We start from the raw sequence: 15105 nt of genomic DNA, 5'->3' as shown, positions 1-15105 counted from the left end.
GTGGGAGGTGGTGCCGCGGGCGGGGCTGCCGCCCGCGGCACCGTGCGGGCGTCAGCCCGTGATGTCGGCGACGCCGGCCTCGTACTGCTGACCGAGCTGCTCCTGCACCTCGGCGGGGGACTTGGTGCCGTTGAGGAGCTCCTGCAGACCGGCGTTGAGCTCGTCGTAGAACGTGGGGGTCGGCCAGTCCGGGTAGAAGGCGATGCCGTCGCGCTCGTTGAGGGTGTTGAAGTTCTCGATGAGCTGCGCGGACTTCTCGTCGGTGATGTCGGCGGGGTCGGCCGCGACGGGCACGCCGCCGTTGTTGCCGATGAGGGCCTGGATCTCCGGGCGCATGGTGATGTCGATGAACTCCTGCGCGAGGTCGGCGTTCTGCGCCCGCTCGGGGATCACCCACATGTTGCCCGCGGAGCCGGGCGACATCTCGGCGCCGGGGAAGAGGAAGGTGTCGAACTCGAAGTCGGTGATCTCGGTGGTGAAGCGGTTGTGCCACCAGGAGCCGGAGAAGAAGATCGGGTACTCGCCGCCGATGAACGCCGTGCCGGCGTCCTCCGCCTTCAGGCCGGTGGCGTTGGTGGAGATGTAGCCCTTGTCCGTCCAGTCCTTGACGGTCTCGGTGGCGAAGGTGATCTCCTCGCCGGTGAAGTCCACCTCGTCGGTGTACAGCTGGTAGGCGTCGACGAAGTCGCGGTCCGCCTTCGTCAGCGCCAGCTGGTACCAGAGCTGGCCGAGCGGGTACTCCGCGGCCGCCTCGGCGAGCGGGGTGACGCCCTGGTCGGCGAACGCCGCGAGGACCGCCTCGAACTCCTCGAGCGTGGTCGGGACCTCGAGCCCGGCCTCCTCGAACATGCCGACGTTGTAGTAGACCTCGACGAACTCGCCGTAGTTGGGGACGCCGTACCAGCTGCCCGAGCCCATGACGCCGTTCTCGTCGTAGCGGGCCGTGGTCTGCAGGGCCGGCGCCAGCTGCTCGTCCCAGCCGTACTCGGCGACGGCGTCGTCGAGCGGGCTGAGCAGGCCCTGGCTGGCGAGCAGGCCGGCCGTGGCGTTGCCCTTGTTGTACTCGAGGATGTCCGGCGCCTCGTCGGAGTTGAGCACCTGGCTGGCGGTGGAGCGGATCTGCTCGAAGCTCTTGGCCTCGAGCTCCACGGTGGCGCCGGTCTCCTCCTCGAAGACGTTGATCGCCTCCTCCCAGGCGATGCCCATGGCCGACGTCTCGGACTCGAAGTGCCACAGGCGGAGGACGTCGCCGCCGCCTCCCTCGGCCTCGGCGTCGCCCGAGGACCCGCACCCGGCGAGCACCAGGGCGCTCGCCGCAAGGGCGGCCGCGCCGATCGTCGTCGTCCTGCGGTTCATGTTCCTACCTCCTCGTAGGCCCGCGGTGCGCCCGCGGGGGATGGGGTCGTGATGTGGTGGTCTGCTGAGCGGGGACGATTAACCATTTGTCGAAGCGTTTCGATTAGCGGCGCCAAGAAGTCCTTTCTCGGTGGTGCGGGGGTGGCCTAACGGGGTGCGACGGAGCCGTGGTCGACGTACGTGGGGGGCATGAGCTCGACCCGCGGCTCGACCCGTTCCGACAGCTGCGCGATCGCGAGCTCCACCGCGCGCTCCGAACTCGTCGTGGGGACGAGCGGGATGGCGTCGAGCGGCGGGTCGAAGGTGGCGGTGTCGAAGGTGGACCCGGCGGAGATGACCGAGAGATCGCCGGGAACCGTGAGACCGCGCTCCGCCACGTACGTCAGGGCCTCGCGCTGGGTCTGCTCCTCGCCGTGCATGACGAGCGCCGTCAGGTCGCCGTCGGGGCCGATCAGCGAGGTGACGGCGGCGCGCACCTGGGCGGGGTCGTGCTCGCCGGTGGCGAAGCGGGCCTCGAGGCCGCGGTGGGCGGCGTGTTCGAGGAAGGCGTCGCGGAAGCGGGGCGGGAAGTTCGAGCCGCGGTCGTACACCGAGCCCGGGTGGCCGAGCAGGCCGACGGTGCGGTGCCCGGCGTCGGCGAGCCTGTCGACGGCGAGGCGGGCGGCGGCCTCGAAGTCGAGGTCGACGCAGACCAGGCCGTCGGTGTTGTCCGGCACGCCGATGAGCACGGCCGGGAGGTCGAGGGAGCGGACGAGGTCGGCCCGCTCGTCGTCGCGGAGCACGTCGAGGACGATCACGCCGTCGACGAGCCGGCTCGAGGTCACGCGCCGGAGCCCGGCGTCGGCCTCCTCCTGGGTGAGGAGGAGGACGTCGTAGTCGTACCGCCGTGCGGCGGTCGCGACGGCGAGGACGAACGCCATGTGGGCCGGGGTGTAGGTGTCGGGCCGGAGGGGCTCGGTCACGGCGAGGATGTAGGTCCGCCGCCCGGCGAGCATGCGGGCCCCGGCGTTGGGGCGGTAGTCCAGCTCGCGCACGGCGTCCTCGATGCGGCGGCGGGTGGACTCGGCGATCGCCCGCTTGCCGCTGAGCGCGTACGAGACGGTGCTGATGGAGACGCCGGCGGCACTGGCCACGTCCTTGATGGTCGCCATCGATCCTCCGTCCGCGCTGCTTCGAGGGACTGTCTAAACGCTTCGACTGCGAAGCTGGACGGGACACTACGGCACCGCCCGCCGAGTGCGCAAGCGTTTCCCGGAAGCGTTTCGATGAACGTTCTGGGCGGAAGGGGGTCCACGGGTCCGCGTCCGCGTCAGCTGCGGCGGATCTCCGCCAGCCGGGCGCGCAGGAGGCGCTCGACGACGTCGTCGGGGAGCGGGTGCTCGGCGGTGAAGCGCACGGTGCCCTTCGAGAGCGAGTAGCCCTCGAGGGCGTCCCGCACGGTGTCGATCGCAGCGGGGGAGAACGGGAAGAGCGAGAGGTGCTTCGCGGCGGCGACGACGCTGACGAACGGCTTGCCGGCCACCCGCAGCGCGGGCATCCCGTAGCTCACGCCGTCCTTGGCGTCCGGTGCGAGCCGCCGGGCGATGTCGATGACGTGCTGGAGGATCTCGCGCGACGGCGAGGGGACCTCGGCGATGACCTCGTCCACGGTGCTCATGCGCCCATGGTGGTGCAGCGGGGCAGTCGCCGGGCAGAGTTGGCCCACAGGTCGGTGTCGAGCTCGGAGGCGATCATGGCGTCAGGTCAGCGGTCAGCGCGGCGACGACTCGGTGGTGCGGTCAGCACCAAGATCGAGATCGCGGCACCCGCCGCAGCGGTGTGGGAGGTGCTCGCCGACCCCGCCCGGTGGCCGCAGCAGACGGCCTCGATGACCTCGGTCGAGCTGCTCGACGGCGAACCGTTCGGGCCGGACGCCCGGGTGCGGATCCGCCAGCCGAGGTTCCCGGTCATGGTGTGGCGCGTGGTGGCGTGGCGTCCGGGGGAGTCGTTCGTCTGGACGACGTCCTCACCCGGCGTGCGGACCGTCGGCACGCACTCCGTGGTGCCCGTCGGAGAGCGGCGCAGCCGCCTGATGCTCGGGGTGTTCCACCACGGGCCGCTCGCGCCGCTCGTGCGGCTGCTCACCGGCCGGCTCACGCGGCGCTACGTCGAGATGGAAGCGGCGGGGCACAAGGCCGCCGCCGAGGCCGCGGCAGGCCCGGAGACCGGGATACCGCCCACGCGGTGAAGCGGCTCGAACAGGATGGCAGCGGGGGCGGTCCACTGCTGGGGCCCGGTTCAGGAGACAGGCTCGGCGCCCGGCCAGACCTGGAGCGATCTGGCCGGGCGTCGGAGCGGGGCGGGCCGGTGCGACGCACCGGCGCCCGTCACTCGGTGACCGTGAAGGTCAGGGTGTCGATGTAGTTGCGGCCGTGAACGTCGGTCGCCGTGACCTCGGCGGTGTGCTCACCTGCGGGAAGGTCGGCCGGCAGCTCGAGGCGCCACAGGTGCATGGTGCGGTCGGCGAGGCCGCCGCCGTTGACGAACTGCTCCTGGATCGCTACCGGGTCGGACCACTCGGCGCCGACGTTCACCGTCTCGCCCTGCAGCTGCTGGGTGCGGACCGCCTCGACCGGTTCGGCGCCGTCGATCGCGACCCGCACGGTGGAGCCGGTGCTGCCCATCCAGAAGTTGGTGGTCAGCCATGTGGTGGCGGCCAAGTCCTCCCGCGACACGACCAGCGGGTCCTCCAGCGCGGGAGCCGTGCCGCGCGGCTTGCCGGCGTTCTCGGCGTACCAGTCGCGGTAGGTCGGCGAGTTCACGCCGAGGGCCATCTGCTCGGACTCGTCCCCGCCGGTGACGGTGTAGCGCTCGGTGACCTCGGTGTTCTTGATGTCCAGGGTGAGGACTCCGGGCGGCGTGCCGTCGCGCTGGATCGAGGTGGGGTAGCCCTCCTCGAGGACGCGGCCGGAGTACCAGTGGCCGGACACCGCCCCGACCGTGAGGTGGGTGAAGGGAAGCCCCTCATCCCCGACGAGGTCCTTCCAGCCCGCCATGAGGTCACCCTCGCGCAGGTTCTCCGACATGTGGGTGTGCCCGCTCACGGCGATGACCTCGCGGCCCTCGAGGATCGCGTAGATCTCCTGGAGCTGCTTCGTGCGGTGGGAGTTGGAGTAGTAGAACTCCAGCAGCGGGCTGTGGGAGGCGAGGACGATCAGCTGGTTGTCCGGCACCTGGGCGATGTCGTTGCGGAGCCACTCCAGCTGCTGCTCGCCGAGGCCGTAGGTGTAGCTGCTCTTCCTCGGCGGCACCACCGTCGGGTACTCGATCGTGTTCAGCGCGACCACGTGGGCCTTGCCGGCGTCGTAGGAGTAGTAGTCCGGGCCGAGCTGGGAGCGGAACGTGTCGAAGTTGTGCTCGCGCTCCGGGGAGTCGAAATCCAGGTCGTGGTTCCCGGGCAGGAAGCGGGCGGGGCCGTTGAGCATGCCGGTCAGCTCGCGTGTCTGCGGGAAGAGGGAGAGGTCGTCGCCGACGACGTCACCCACGAACAGCGCGCCGCAGCCGGCGTAGTCGGTGCGCTCGGCGAGGTCGGTGAAAACGCCGTTGCGCGCGTACTCGACCTCCTTCTGGTTGTACGTCTGCACGTCCGCACCGATGAGGCAGTGCTGCTCCGGCGAAGACGTCTCCGAGCTCTTGGCCAGCGGGAAGTTGACCTCGTCGGGCAGCGGGCCGGTCGGGGCGATGCCGCCGAAGCGCAGCTCCGGGGAGCCCTGGGGAAGGTGGTGGTAGAAGAACTGGGCGACGTTGTCCTCGTCGACCGGCACCTGGTAGCCGCGCGGCTGGGTGACGGAGACGGTCATGTTGTCGTAGGCCGGCAGCTCGTAGCGGCCCTGGGCGTCGGTGGTGACCACGTCGCGGCCGTTGGTGACCGCGACCCCGGTCAGGCCCTGCTCGTTGGTGTCCTGCACGGAGTTGCGGTTCTTGTCCTCGAAGACGACGCCGTCGATGGTCTCCGGGTTCTCGTCGGTGCCGGCGACGACGTCGACGCCGCCGCGGTAGGCCGTCTCGGCCCAGTTGGTGCCGTCAGCTGGGCCGGCGGGCGCGGCGGTGGCGACGGTGGTGGAGAGGACGGCGCTGCACGCCGCGAGGGCGAGGGCGGTGGTGGTGAGGCGAAGCGGTCGGTGAGGTCGGGCGCTGGGCGAGCATTCGGGCATGTTCACGTATTCGAGCTCCTGTCGGTGTTCGGCCGGCCCCCCTGACCGGCCGAACTGCACCGTCCCAGCCGCGCATGAACCGGGGATTGCCCTTCGGCAACATCGGCGCGAACCGTGCCCGACGACTCGTCGACGCAGGCGGGCGGCGCGTCCCCGTCGGTCCTCGGTTCTGCGGTCACGCGGCCCGGCCGGCAAGCCGCACTCCAACCACCCGTTCACCACCCGGCCACCGGGGATGAATCCCCAGGTCACCTCGCTCCTCTACGTTTCGGGCGACCACCGCCCGTTGCTGCAGAGGACCGACGATGCCCGACCGTAGACCGACCTTCCGACCAGGCGCCCTGGCGGCGATGACGGGCACCGTATGCGCAGTCGCCGTCGTGGCCGCCACGCCGGCCGCCAGCCTCGCCGTGCCCCCGGCGTAGGTCGCTGCCGCCGCGGGCACCGCCTCGCTGCCCGCGGCGGACATCGACCTCACCGCCGCGGGCGTCGAGCTCTCCTACACCTACGTAGACAGCGACGACCGCGCTCGCGACGTCACCCTGAGCTACCCGGCGGGCACGGTGGTACGCCGACGACTCCACGCTCGAGGCCGAGCACCAAGACTTCGCGATCCCGTACGCGGCGCTGGGGATCGTGCCGCAGGAGAAGGTGCTGGCCACGGACTCCGTGGTGGTCGAGGTGTTGACGACGGTGAAGATCGCCTCGTTCGACGACGTCGCTTCCGGCGACACGGTCACCGCCGCGTGGTCCGGCCTGCCGGTGGGGGAGCACGGCTGGTACCTCGCCGTCACGGACGCGTATGGCGCCGAGGCGCTCTCGGCCGGGCAGACCGTGACGGCGCCGGGGCAACCGCCCGCCCGCGCAGGCGGGCGAGCCGGGCAGGCCAGCCCACGCCGGTGAGCAGGGTGCGCCGGCGCACGTGCGCAGCGGCGTCGGGCCGTGAGGCGTGGCGTCAGTACGCGTTGAGCTCCTCCACCAGCTGGTGCATGACGGCGTCCAGCACCGGGAGCAGCTGAGGCAGGAACCTGTACCGATCGTCATCCACGGCCAGGACGCCCGCCGAAGCGAGCATCGTCAGGTCCGCGTGGACGAGAATCGCCATGACGTCGTCCGACCCGAGTTCGGGCCCGGGCAGGTGGACGCCCCCCGGGTACGCCGCCTTGGTCAGGGCGAGGAACGTCAGCGGAGGCATCGCGGCCATCGTGCTGCCGTCATCCTGCTCGGACAGGAACACCGACAGCGCCGCCCCGAAGAGGAGGGTGCCGGCGTCGACCCGCCGGTCGTCGTCGGCGCCGGCAGGCACCCACGCCACTGCCTTCGCCGCCGGCCGGGCGACGGTTCGCCCGAGATCGAGGAAGCCGGCGGCGATCAGCGCGCTCCACAGGAGGGATAGCTCGGGAATCTCCCACATCGAGCGCACCGACAGAGAACGGAGCCCGAGCAGTCGAGCCACCTCGGCGGTGTCGGACTGCCGCAGCGCTCCCGTGCTCGTGACCTGCCGGCCGGTCCCGAGCCAGTCCAGCAGGAGATCCGCGCGGCGAACCAGCTCCGTGCCCGACAGCGCCGCGGCCAGCTCCGACGGCGACGCCGCCGAGGGCTCGAAGTCGGGATCGATCGGGTCCCCGAGGAACTCCGGCCAGATGTCGGCGAGCGCGACTTCGTCCTCGTCGTCGTTCCAGTCGGCCTCGTCCGGCCAGCCCGCGTCGCCCGCGTCGAGGTCCGGCACGACGGAGAGCCGCGGCCTGCCGCCGGGTCCGAGCCCGAAGGCGGCTCCGGGCCCGTGCTGCCCGGCCGCACCCCCGGTGCTGCGTGGCGTGCCGCCGTCGGGCAGACGACCGGTATCGGTGACCGCTGCGCGCTCCTCGAAGCTGAGCGAGTTGAACCGGTCCATCGCCGCGGCCAGGCCCTGCTCGTCGGTGAGGTCGAGACCCTCGGACAGGGCGAACTCGACGATGTTGCCGCCCATGGAGCGGCGGGCAGGGTCGGCGAGGGCGGCGCGAAAGGCAGGCTCGAGCTCGGCGAGGCTCTCGACGAGCTCCGCGCGCGGCGTCGAGCGTGCCGACCACCGACCGCTGGCCTCGAGGAAGGAGAAGAAGTCCCCCAGCGTGGGGACGAGCCGCTCACGGTCCTCCGCGTCGAGGTGGACCTTGCGAGGCACGACGTCGAGGAGGAGACCGGCGAGATCGTCGGCCCGCCAGACGGTCGGGTCGGTGCTGCCGAGGAGGTCACGCTTGAGCTCCGCGAGCGGCTGGACGATCCAGGCGTCGTCCGGGTCCTGGCCGACGGACTCGCGCATGTCGGCGAACGCCTCGACAATGCGAGGGATCGCGACCGGTCGCGCAACCCGGCTGTGACTGTTCTTGCTGCTCCTGCGCTTCTTGGGCACGGCGTTCCTCGTTGATGCGACGACGGCGGTGGTCGCCGTCCAGTCTGGCATCCCCTCGGGCTCGGGCCCGGGCGACCCCGTGCGACCTTCGGAAGCGTCGCCGACCTGTGGAGAACTGTGGTTAGTCACCTAGACTAAGTCGCATGGTGCACGAGGTGAACGTCCATGAGGCGAAGACGCACCTCTCCCGGCTGCTCAAGCGGGTGGAGGAGGGGGAGCGCGTGGTGATCTCGCGCGGCGGCACGCCGATCGCCGACCTCGTCCCGCACGCGCGCACGACGCTCGTGCCGGGGCTGCTCAAGGGACGGATCGTCTACGACTCCGAGACCTTCGACGACGTCGACCCCGGGCTCGTCAGGGTGATGACCGAGGGGCCGATCGGCCCGGACGAGAGCTGACGTGCTGCTCGACAGCCACGTCCTGCTGTGGTGGATGGCGGACGACCCGCGACTCGGTCCGCTCGCGCGCGAGGCGCTCGAGGCCGCGGCTCGCCCATCGTTCTCCGCCGCCAGCATCTGGGAGCTCCTGCTCAAGGCTGAAAGGGGCTCGTTGACCCTGCCGGAGTCGTTCGAGCAGGACGTGGTGCGCAGCGGTCTCACCGAGCTGCCGGTCACGGCCGCGCACGCCCGGGCGATGCTCACCGTGGACGGGCTCGATCGGCACGATCCGTTCGACAGCCTGCTCGTCGCCCAGGCGAGAGTGGAGCGCATGCCTTTCCTGACGGCGGACCGAAAGTTGCTGGAGCTCGGGCTGAGGTTCGTCAGGGACGCGAGGCGCTGAGCGGGCGTAGCATGGCGCGCGCAGGTGAGCCGACAGGTCAGGCTTCGGCGCTTGTCCTCCGTCCCCTGCCACGACGGGTCGCCGGGACCGCCCGGACGGCCGAGGGCGGTGTTCCCGATGAGGGAAGTGGCCACAGATCTCCTGCGCGTCGGCCGGTTCACACCCGCGGCGCCGTACCAGCGTTTCGCCTATCTGTGCAGCGGTCTCCTCATCGCGAGCGCTGCGTTCCACGCCGTCGTCTTCCTCGTGGACGGCGGCCCGTGGGTGGGGCCGATCTCCTGGCGCAAGCCCATCGTGTTCGGGCTCTCCTTCGGTATCACGTTGGCGACACTGACCTGGATCACGACCTTCCTGCGACCACGGAAGGCCGTCGGCTGGGCCGTCCTCGGGACGTACGCGCTGGCGTCCCTGGGCGAGGTAGCCCTGATCTCCATGCAGAGGTGGCGTGGAGTCCCCTCCCACTTCAACGAGCACCGCGTTCGACGGACTCGTCTTCTCGCTGATGGGATCGCTCGTCACGCTGGTCGGCATCCTGACCGTGCTCATCACGGTGCGGTCCTTCTTCCGCGTCGACGCCTCCCGCACTCTCGCGTGGGCCATCCGGCTGGGCCTGGTCCTGATGCTCGTCAGCCAGGCGGTCGGCGTCCAGATGATCGCGGAGGGCGGCAACACGTTCGGTGCCGCAGGCGCCCTCAAGGTGCCGCACGCCGTCGCCCTGCACGCGGCCCAGGTCCTCCCGGCGCTGGCACTCGTGCTCCTGGCGTCCCGCGCCGGCGAACGTCACGCGCTTCGGGTGCTTGCCGTGGGGGCGACCGGCTACGTCGGCCTGCTCGCCTCGGTCATGGCCCAGACGTACAGCGGTCGGGCGGCGCTGGACCTCGCCGTCGTCCCCGCCGGGCTGGCACTCCTCGGCTTCGGGCTCCTGGTCGGGAGCGGGGCCGTCGCGCTGTCCGACCTCGCCGCGAGCCGGTCGCCGACGAGTCCGACCACGCTCGGCGGGCCGACAGGCCCGGCGCCGCTCGGACCTGGCGTGTGAGCGAGGCGCTCACGCGGCCCCGGCAGCCGAGACGGACCTTGCGCGAGCCGGGCGGCCGACTATCTGAGCTCCGCGAGCGGTGAGGACGGCGAGGGCGAGGAACGCCCCGAGGAAGAGTGCGCCCGAGAGATATCCCGCCCACACGCTCAGGCCGGAGAGGGCGAACTCGACGACCACGAACGCGATGAGGGCGATGCCCAGCCACCTCGGGCCGAACCCGGCCCGCAGGACGGCGGCGCCGAGGAGGATGAGGCCGAGCACCGTGCCGAGCAGGCCCAGGGCCATCAACGGCAGGCCCGCGCCGGCCTCGGCCCGGGCGAGGACCTCGGCGTGCGATGCGGCGTCGCCCGGGTCGGCGGCCATCGCCAGCATGACTGCCTGCACCCCGCCGTACGAGCTGTGCCCGAAGGCGCCGAGCACCGTGGCGGCTGCGGCGAGGTAGGCCAGCCGCGGCGCGCCGGCGGCGAGCTGGACGGCGACCCCGACGACCCCGACCGCCAGGAACAGCTGGGAGAAGGTGAACAGCAGCGCCGAGGCGGTCGCCGTGCCGGAGCTGGCGGCGATCGCGAGGAGCCGTTCCTCGTGGCCGCCGGAGAAGTCGGGCATGAGCAGGACGCTGACGACGGTCGTGACGGCGGTGAGGGCGAGCGCGACCGCGACGGTCCAGCGCAACGCGGGTGAGGTGATTCGCACGGAACACTCCTTCGTGAGCTGCAGTTCCGGCGGGGTGCCGGCCTGGTCCCGACGCTAGGGACGAGCCGGGTGGCCGGGCATCGGCGCCTGGTGGACGGCCCGTGCGCCGGAAGTCGGCCCGTTCCGCCGGCACGATCAACTCCGGTTGACCGCCGGTCACCTCCGGAACGACACCGGGCGGGCGAGGGCCGCCCTACATTGGGGCTCGTGGACCGCTCGGCCCGTCGGGAACGGGCGCAGGACGTCGGCGTCGCGGCGCTCGTCGCCGTGCTCGGCCTCGTCGAGGTCTGGCTGCCTATGGAGTCCGTCTTCGGCTCCGGCTCGCCGGTGGTCAGCTCGGTCGGGATCTTCGCGTTCGCGGCGCTGCTGTCCCAGCGCCGGGCCCGGCCCCGCGTGGCGCTCGCCGCGCTCGCCGTCTGGCCGGTCCTCGGGCTCCTCACGGGCGGGTCGCTTCTCATCCTCTTCCTCGGCCAGCTCGTGCCGATGCTCGTCCTGGTCTACTCCCTCGCCCGGCACGCACCCGGCCGGCTGCGGTGGGTGACCGTAGTGGCAGCGGCGGCGCTGCTCGTCGTCGGCGACCTGTTCCTGCCGCTCCTGCGCGATCCGGGCGAGCTGGTCTTCCACTGGGGCGCGATGACCCTGGCCTTTCTGTGCGGGCACGGCCTGCGCGTCTCCGCGGACCGCGCCGCCGCCGCGGCGGTGCGCGCCCACCAGGCGGAGGCCGAGGCGAGGGAGAAGGCCGCGGCCGCCGTCGTCGAGGAACGGGCCCGGATCGCACGCGAGCTGCACGACATCGTCGCCCACGCCGTCGGCGTCATCGTGGTCCAGGCCGGCGCCGCCGAGCAGGTGGTCGAGGACGACCCGGCGTTCGCGCGCCGGGCGCTCGCCGCCATCCGGACCACCGGCTCGGGCGCGCTGACCGAGATGCGCCGCATGGTGCACATGCTGCGCGAGCTCGAGCCGACCGGGGCGCTCACCCCGCAGCCCGGGGTCGACGCCCTGCCCGAGCTGCTCGGCGCCGTGCGCGGCTCGGGACTGGAGGTCGACGTCGAGGTGACGGGGGAGCGCATGCCGCTCGCCGCCGGCCTCGACCTCACCGCCTACCGGATCGTCCAGGAGGCGCTGACGAACGTGCGCCGGCACTCCGCGGCCGGGCGCGCCCGGGTGGCGCTGCGGTTCGGCCCGGAGGACCTGCGGATCCGCGTCTCCGACGACGGACCCGCCCGGGCCCCCGACGGCGAGCCGGGGCACGGGCTGGTCGGGATGCGCGAGCGCGCCGCGCTCTTCGGCGGCAGCCTCACGGTTACGTCCGGGCCGGGGTTCACCGTCGACGCCGTCCTGCCCCTGGAGCCGGCGTGAGCCCGGCGCGCGGTGCGGCACCCTCGGCCGGCTCGGCGGCGCGCGCCACGTCGGTGCTGGTCGTCGACGACCAGGAGCTCGTCCGGACGGGGTTCCGGCTCATCCTCGAGCGCGGCGGCTTCGACGTGGTCGGGGAGGCGGCGGACGGCCGGGCGGCCGTCTTCGCGGCGCGGGAGCTGAGCCCCGACGTCGTCCTCATGGACATCCGCATGCCCCGGCTCGACGGCGTCGCCGCCACCCGCGAGATCCTTGCCGGGGCGGGCCCGCACCCCAAGATCCTCGTCCTGACCACCTTCGACCTCGACGAGTACGTCTGGTCCGCCGTCCGGGCGGGGGCTGCGGGGTTCCTGCTCAAGGACGTCGCCCCCGACGATCTCGTCCACGCCGTCCGGGTGGTGGCGCGCGGGGAGTCGATGCTCGCCCCGGCGCTCATCACCCGGCTGCTCGCCCAGTTCGCCCGCCGTCCGCCGGCCGGGCAGCTCCCCGCGGAGCTGGGGGCGCTGAGCGAGCGGGAGGTGGAGATCGTGCGGCTGATCGCCCGGGGGCTGTCGAACGCCGAGATCGGCGCGCGGCTGTTCCTCAGCGAGGCGACCGTGAAGACGTACGTCTCCCGGGTGCTGGGCAAGCTCGACCTGCGCGACCGGGTCCAGGTCGCCGTCGTCGCCTACGAGTCTGGGCTGGTGCAGGCGGGCGAGCCGGCCTGAGGGAGGCTGCGGGCGGCCGGGGGCGCCAGGGTGCCGGTCACCTGACCGCCCCCTTGGCGTCAGCCGCCCTGGCGTCGCCGGGATCTACCCAGCAGGCGGGCGAGGAAGCCCGGCTCCTCCGGCGGTTCTTCCTCGTTCTCGGGGTCGTGGACGACGAGCCCGAGCTCGGTGGCCCGCGCGCAGATCTGCTCGACGACGTCGGCGTCGACGTCCCAGGAGAGGTTGAGCAGGAGGTAGTGCGACTCCAGCCCCTCCGGTCCCGTGACCGGATCACCCAGATCTGGGCTCCACGGCTCGACCGTCTCACCGAGCTCCGGCCAGCGCGCCAGGACGTCCGCCCTGAGCCGGGCGACGTCCGGGTGCGGGGTCACCGTCGAGACGTCGCCGTCCAGGAGCCGAGCGTGCGTCTCGTCCGCGTCCGCCGTCGACTCGCCCCAGAAGCACACCGTGTATCCCATCGGCGAATCATGGCGGGAGCGGTCCGAATCAGTCAACGAGACTGAACCGACTGGTTCCCCGGAAACCGCAGATCACGCCGGAGCCCGCTGGCGGCGGGCTCGACGAGTGGGTCGTTATACCCATGTCTCCGGCGGCAGGTTGCGCAGTTCGCCCGATGCGAGCCCCGGTGCCACGCTCCTAACGTCGGCGGCAAGACGGCGGCCGCCGCGCCGACCCGCAGGGGCCGCCCACCGGACCTTCGCCGGCGCAACTTCACACCGGCGCGACCTTCACACAAGGAGTCCGAGATGACCATCGAGCACGTCGAGACGCTGATCGTCGGCGCCGGCCAGGCCGGCCTCGCCACCGGCTACCACCTGCAGCGGCAGGGCCGGGAGTTCCTGATCGTCGACGGCAACGAGCGCATCGGTGACAACTGGCGTTGCCACTACGACTCGCTGACGCTCTACACGCCCGTGAAGTACGACGGGCTCCCCGGGATGGCGTTCCCCGGCGAGCCCTGGCACTTCCCGGGCAAGGACGAGGTCGCCGACTTCCTGGAGTCGTACGCCGCCAAGTTCGGACTGCCGGTCCGTCTCGGGACGAAGGTCGAAAGCCAGGAGGCGCGCGACGGCGGGGGGTTCGTCGCGCACGTCGGCGGCGATGTCCTCGAGTGCGACAACGTCGTGGTCGCCACCGGGACGTTCGGCAGGCTGCCGCACGTGCCGGAGGTGGCGGAGCGGCTCGCCCCCGCGATCCGGCAGCTGCACTCCTCGGAGTACAAGAACCCCGGCCAGCTGCAGCCTGGGACCACGCTGGTGGTCGGCGCCTCCCACTCCGGCTATGACATCGCCTACGAGGTGGGGGCCGAGCGGCCGACCATCCTGGTGGGACCCGACCGCGGGAACATCCCGTTCGAGTGGGGCAGCCGGAAGATGAAGCTGGCGATCCCGATCGTGGTCTTCCTGTGGAAGCACGTGCTGACGCGGCGCACGCCGATGGGCCGCAAGGAGATGCAGAAGGTGCGTCACGAGGGCGGCCCGACTACCAGGGTCAAGGCCCACCACCTCGCCGAGCGCGGCGTCGCCCGCTACGAGTCGAAGGTCACCGGCGCCTCGCCCGACGGCAGGCCGGTCCTGGCCGACGGCCGGGTGCTCGACGTCGCCAACGTCATCTGGGCCACCGGGTTCCGCCAGGACTTCGACTGGGTCCGCCCACCCCTCCCGATGGAGGACGGCTGGCCGGTGGAGCTCCGCGGCGTCGTCGGGTCGGTGCCCGGGCTCTACTTCTGCGGGCTGGCGTTCCAATACGCGTTCGGCTCGATGGTGCTGCCCGGCGTCGGCCGCGACGCCGCCTACCTGGCCAGGGCGATCGGCGCGCGCAGCCGGGCGAAGGCCCCGGCCGCGGCCTGACCGCCCACGGGCTCGACAGATCGTTCTCCGCCACGAGCACGGGAGAGCTCGCGATCACACCTGCTGACCGGGCGTCGCGACGGCGAGGCCGGCGTCCCGGGCGGCATCGGCGAGTCGGTGGTCATAGGTGACGAGCGCCGTCAGCCCGTCGCCGAGCAGGAGCGCTGATGCCAGGTGCAGTGCATCCAGGGTTCCCAACATCGGAGCACCGAGGTCGCAGGCGACGTCCTGAACAGCGCGGTCAAGTGGGACCAGGTCGAGATCGCCGACGACGGCGCGAGCCTCCGCCAGCGCGTGGCCGCCGGCTCCTCGGGCCGCGCGCAGGACTTCAACCCGTCCGAGCTCGCTGGTGACGAGGGGAAGGTCTGGGTGCGCGTCGAGCCACTCGACGATGGCTGCTGTCTCGTCCTCCCGCCGGACCAGCTTCATGAGAGCGGACGAGTCGAGGTAGATCACAGCCGTTCCCCGCGCTCCGCCTCGAGCAGCTCCAGGTTGGTCGGCTCCCCGACGGCGATCGGGACGGGGTGCGGGGACCGGAGTCGCCCGGTCGGGCTGGTCGCTGGGACGAGCCGTCCGGTGGCGAGCAGCCGGTCGCGCACCGTACGCGGGCCCCCGGGGGGTGTCAGGAGCGCGACCAGCTCGCCTCGGTCGGTCACCTCGACTGTCTCGCCGGCCTTGGCCTGGGCGACATATCGGGACGCGTGCTGGCGGAGCTCCCGGATCCCGATGCGTGTCATCCTCCGAT

Annotated in this window: 17 protein-coding genes; 8 read left to right on the top strand and 9 right to left on the bottom strand. The window is 72.1% G+C overall.

The features are described 5' to 3' along the window. Positions 1-51: 51 nt before the first annotated feature. The 3 genes from KZX45_RS12500 to KZX45_RS12490 form a co-directional block, all read right to left on the bottom strand. Positions 52-1356 carry an ABC transporter substrate-binding protein gene (locus KZX45_RS12500; RefSeq protein ID WP_248258077.1) on the bottom strand — a complete coding sequence of 435 codons (1305 nt, stop codon included), beginning with the start codon at positions 1354-1356 and terminating at the stop codon, positions 52-54. Between the two features lie 146 nt (positions 1357-1502). Then, positions 1503-2507 (bottom strand): LacI family DNA-binding transcriptional regulator, encoded by a 1005-nt coding sequence (locus tag KZX45_RS12495; RefSeq protein WP_248258076.1) that lies wholly within the window; start codon positions 2505-2507, stop codon positions 1503-1505. 158 nt (positions 2508-2665) lie between these two features. Further along, a complete protein-coding gene (locus KZX45_RS12490) occupies positions 2666-3013 on the bottom strand; it encodes an iron chaperone (RefSeq protein ID WP_248258075.1) in 348 nt (115 codons plus the stop codon). Between the two features lie 75 nt (positions 3014-3088). Here KZX45_RS12490 and KZX45_RS12485 point away from each other — a divergent pair, with 75 nt between their 5' ends. Then, a complete protein-coding gene (locus tag KZX45_RS12485; RefSeq protein WP_248258074.1) occupies positions 3089-3583 on the top strand; it encodes an SRPBCC family protein in 495 nt (164 codons plus the stop codon). A 139-nt stretch (positions 3584-3722) separates the two neighbouring features. Here the strand turns inward: KZX45_RS12485 and KZX45_RS12480 are convergent, their stop codons facing one another. Then, entirely contained in the window at positions 3723-5549 is a 1827-nt protein-coding gene (locus tag KZX45_RS12480) for a calcineurin-like phosphoesterase family protein (RefSeq protein ID WP_248258253.1), read from the bottom strand. Between the two features lie 636 nt (positions 5550-6185). Here KZX45_RS12480 and KZX45_RS12475 point away from each other — a divergent pair. Then, on the top strand, positions 6186-6452 hold the full coding sequence (locus tag KZX45_RS12475; protein ID WP_248258073.1) for a hypothetical protein: 267 nt from the start codon (positions 6186-6188) through the stop codon (positions 6450-6452). A gap of 52 nt (positions 6453-6504) precedes the next feature. Here the strand turns inward: KZX45_RS12475 and KZX45_RS12470 are convergent, their stop codons facing one another. Next, complete coding sequence (locus KZX45_RS12470) at positions 6505-7938, bottom strand: hypothetical protein (RefSeq protein ID WP_248258072.1); 1434 nt, start codon at positions 7936-7938, stop codon at positions 6505-6507. A 143-nt stretch (positions 7939-8081) separates the two neighbouring features. Between KZX45_RS12470 and KZX45_RS12465 the strand changes: the two genes are divergently transcribed. The 3 genes from KZX45_RS12465 to KZX45_RS12455 all read left to right on the top strand — a co-directional run bounded on the left by KZX45_RS12465 (position 8082) and on the right by KZX45_RS12455 (position 9754). Further along, entirely contained in the window at positions 8082-8336 is a 255-nt protein-coding gene (locus tag KZX45_RS12465) for a type II toxin-antitoxin system Phd/YefM family antitoxin (RefSeq protein ID WP_248258071.1), read from the top strand. 1 nt (position 8337) lies between these two features. Continuing rightward, entirely contained in the window at positions 8338-8718 is a 381-nt protein-coding gene (locus KZX45_RS12460) for a type II toxin-antitoxin system VapC family toxin (protein ID WP_248258070.1), read from the top strand. A gap of 445 nt (positions 8719-9163) precedes the next feature. Continuing rightward, positions 9164-9754: a hypothetical protein gene (locus KZX45_RS12455; protein ID WP_248258069.1), complete on the top strand. Its 591-nt coding sequence runs from the start codon at positions 9164-9166 to the stop codon at positions 9752-9754. A gap of 9 nt (positions 9755-9763) precedes the next feature. Here KZX45_RS12455 and KZX45_RS12450 read toward each other — a convergent pair whose 3' ends face one another. Further along, positions 9764-10447, bottom strand: coding sequence for a hypothetical protein (locus tag KZX45_RS12450; RefSeq protein WP_248258068.1), 684 nt, complete (start codon positions 10445-10447; stop codon positions 9764-9766). 207 nt (positions 10448-10654) lie between these two features. Between KZX45_RS12450 and KZX45_RS20310 the strand changes: the two genes are divergently transcribed. Then, positions 10655-11806 carry a histidine kinase gene (locus KZX45_RS20310; protein ID WP_248258067.1) on the top strand — a complete coding sequence of 384 codons (1152 nt, stop codon included), beginning with the start codon at positions 10655-10657 and terminating at the stop codon, positions 11804-11806. Continuing rightward, complete coding sequence (locus KZX45_RS12440; RefSeq protein WP_248258066.1) at positions 11803-12510, top strand: response regulator transcription factor; 708 nt, start codon at positions 11803-11805, stop codon at positions 12508-12510. The genes KZX45_RS20310 and KZX45_RS12440 overlap by 4 nt, the downstream gene beginning before the upstream one ends. A gap of 59 nt (positions 12511-12569) precedes the next feature. Here KZX45_RS12440 and KZX45_RS12435 read toward each other — a convergent pair whose 3' ends face one another. Beyond that, complete coding sequence (locus KZX45_RS12435) at positions 12570-12968, bottom strand: hypothetical protein (protein ID WP_248258065.1); 399 nt, start codon at positions 12966-12968, stop codon at positions 12570-12572. Positions 12969-13256: 288 nt separating this feature from the next. Between KZX45_RS12435 and KZX45_RS12430 the strand changes: the two genes are divergently transcribed. Then, complete coding sequence (locus tag KZX45_RS12430; RefSeq protein WP_248258064.1) at positions 13257-14360, top strand: NAD(P)/FAD-dependent oxidoreductase; 1104 nt, start codon at positions 13257-13259, stop codon at positions 14358-14360. A gap of 54 nt (positions 14361-14414) precedes the next feature. On the opposite strand, the gene KZX45_RS12425 is transcribed toward KZX45_RS12430, so the two are convergent. Then, positions 14415-14816 (bottom strand): type II toxin-antitoxin system VapC family toxin, encoded by a 402-nt coding sequence (locus tag KZX45_RS12425; RefSeq protein WP_248258063.1) that lies wholly within the window; start codon positions 14814-14816, stop codon positions 14415-14417. Next, complete coding sequence (locus KZX45_RS12420; RefSeq protein WP_248258062.1) at positions 14813-15097, bottom strand: type II toxin-antitoxin system Phd/YefM family antitoxin; 285 nt, start codon at positions 15095-15097, stop codon at positions 14813-14815. Before KZX45_RS12420 ends, KZX45_RS12425 begins: the two co-directional genes overlap by 4 nt. Positions 15098-15105: the final 8 nt, after the last annotated feature.

Source organism: Georgenia sp. EYE_87 (assembly GCF_023148685.1).
GTDB lineage: Bacteria > Actinomycetota > Actinomycetes > Actinomycetales > Actinomycetaceae > Georgenia.
The sequence above is the reverse complement of the archived record's forward strand: the minus strand, read 5'-3'. Positions and strand labels throughout refer to the sequence as shown.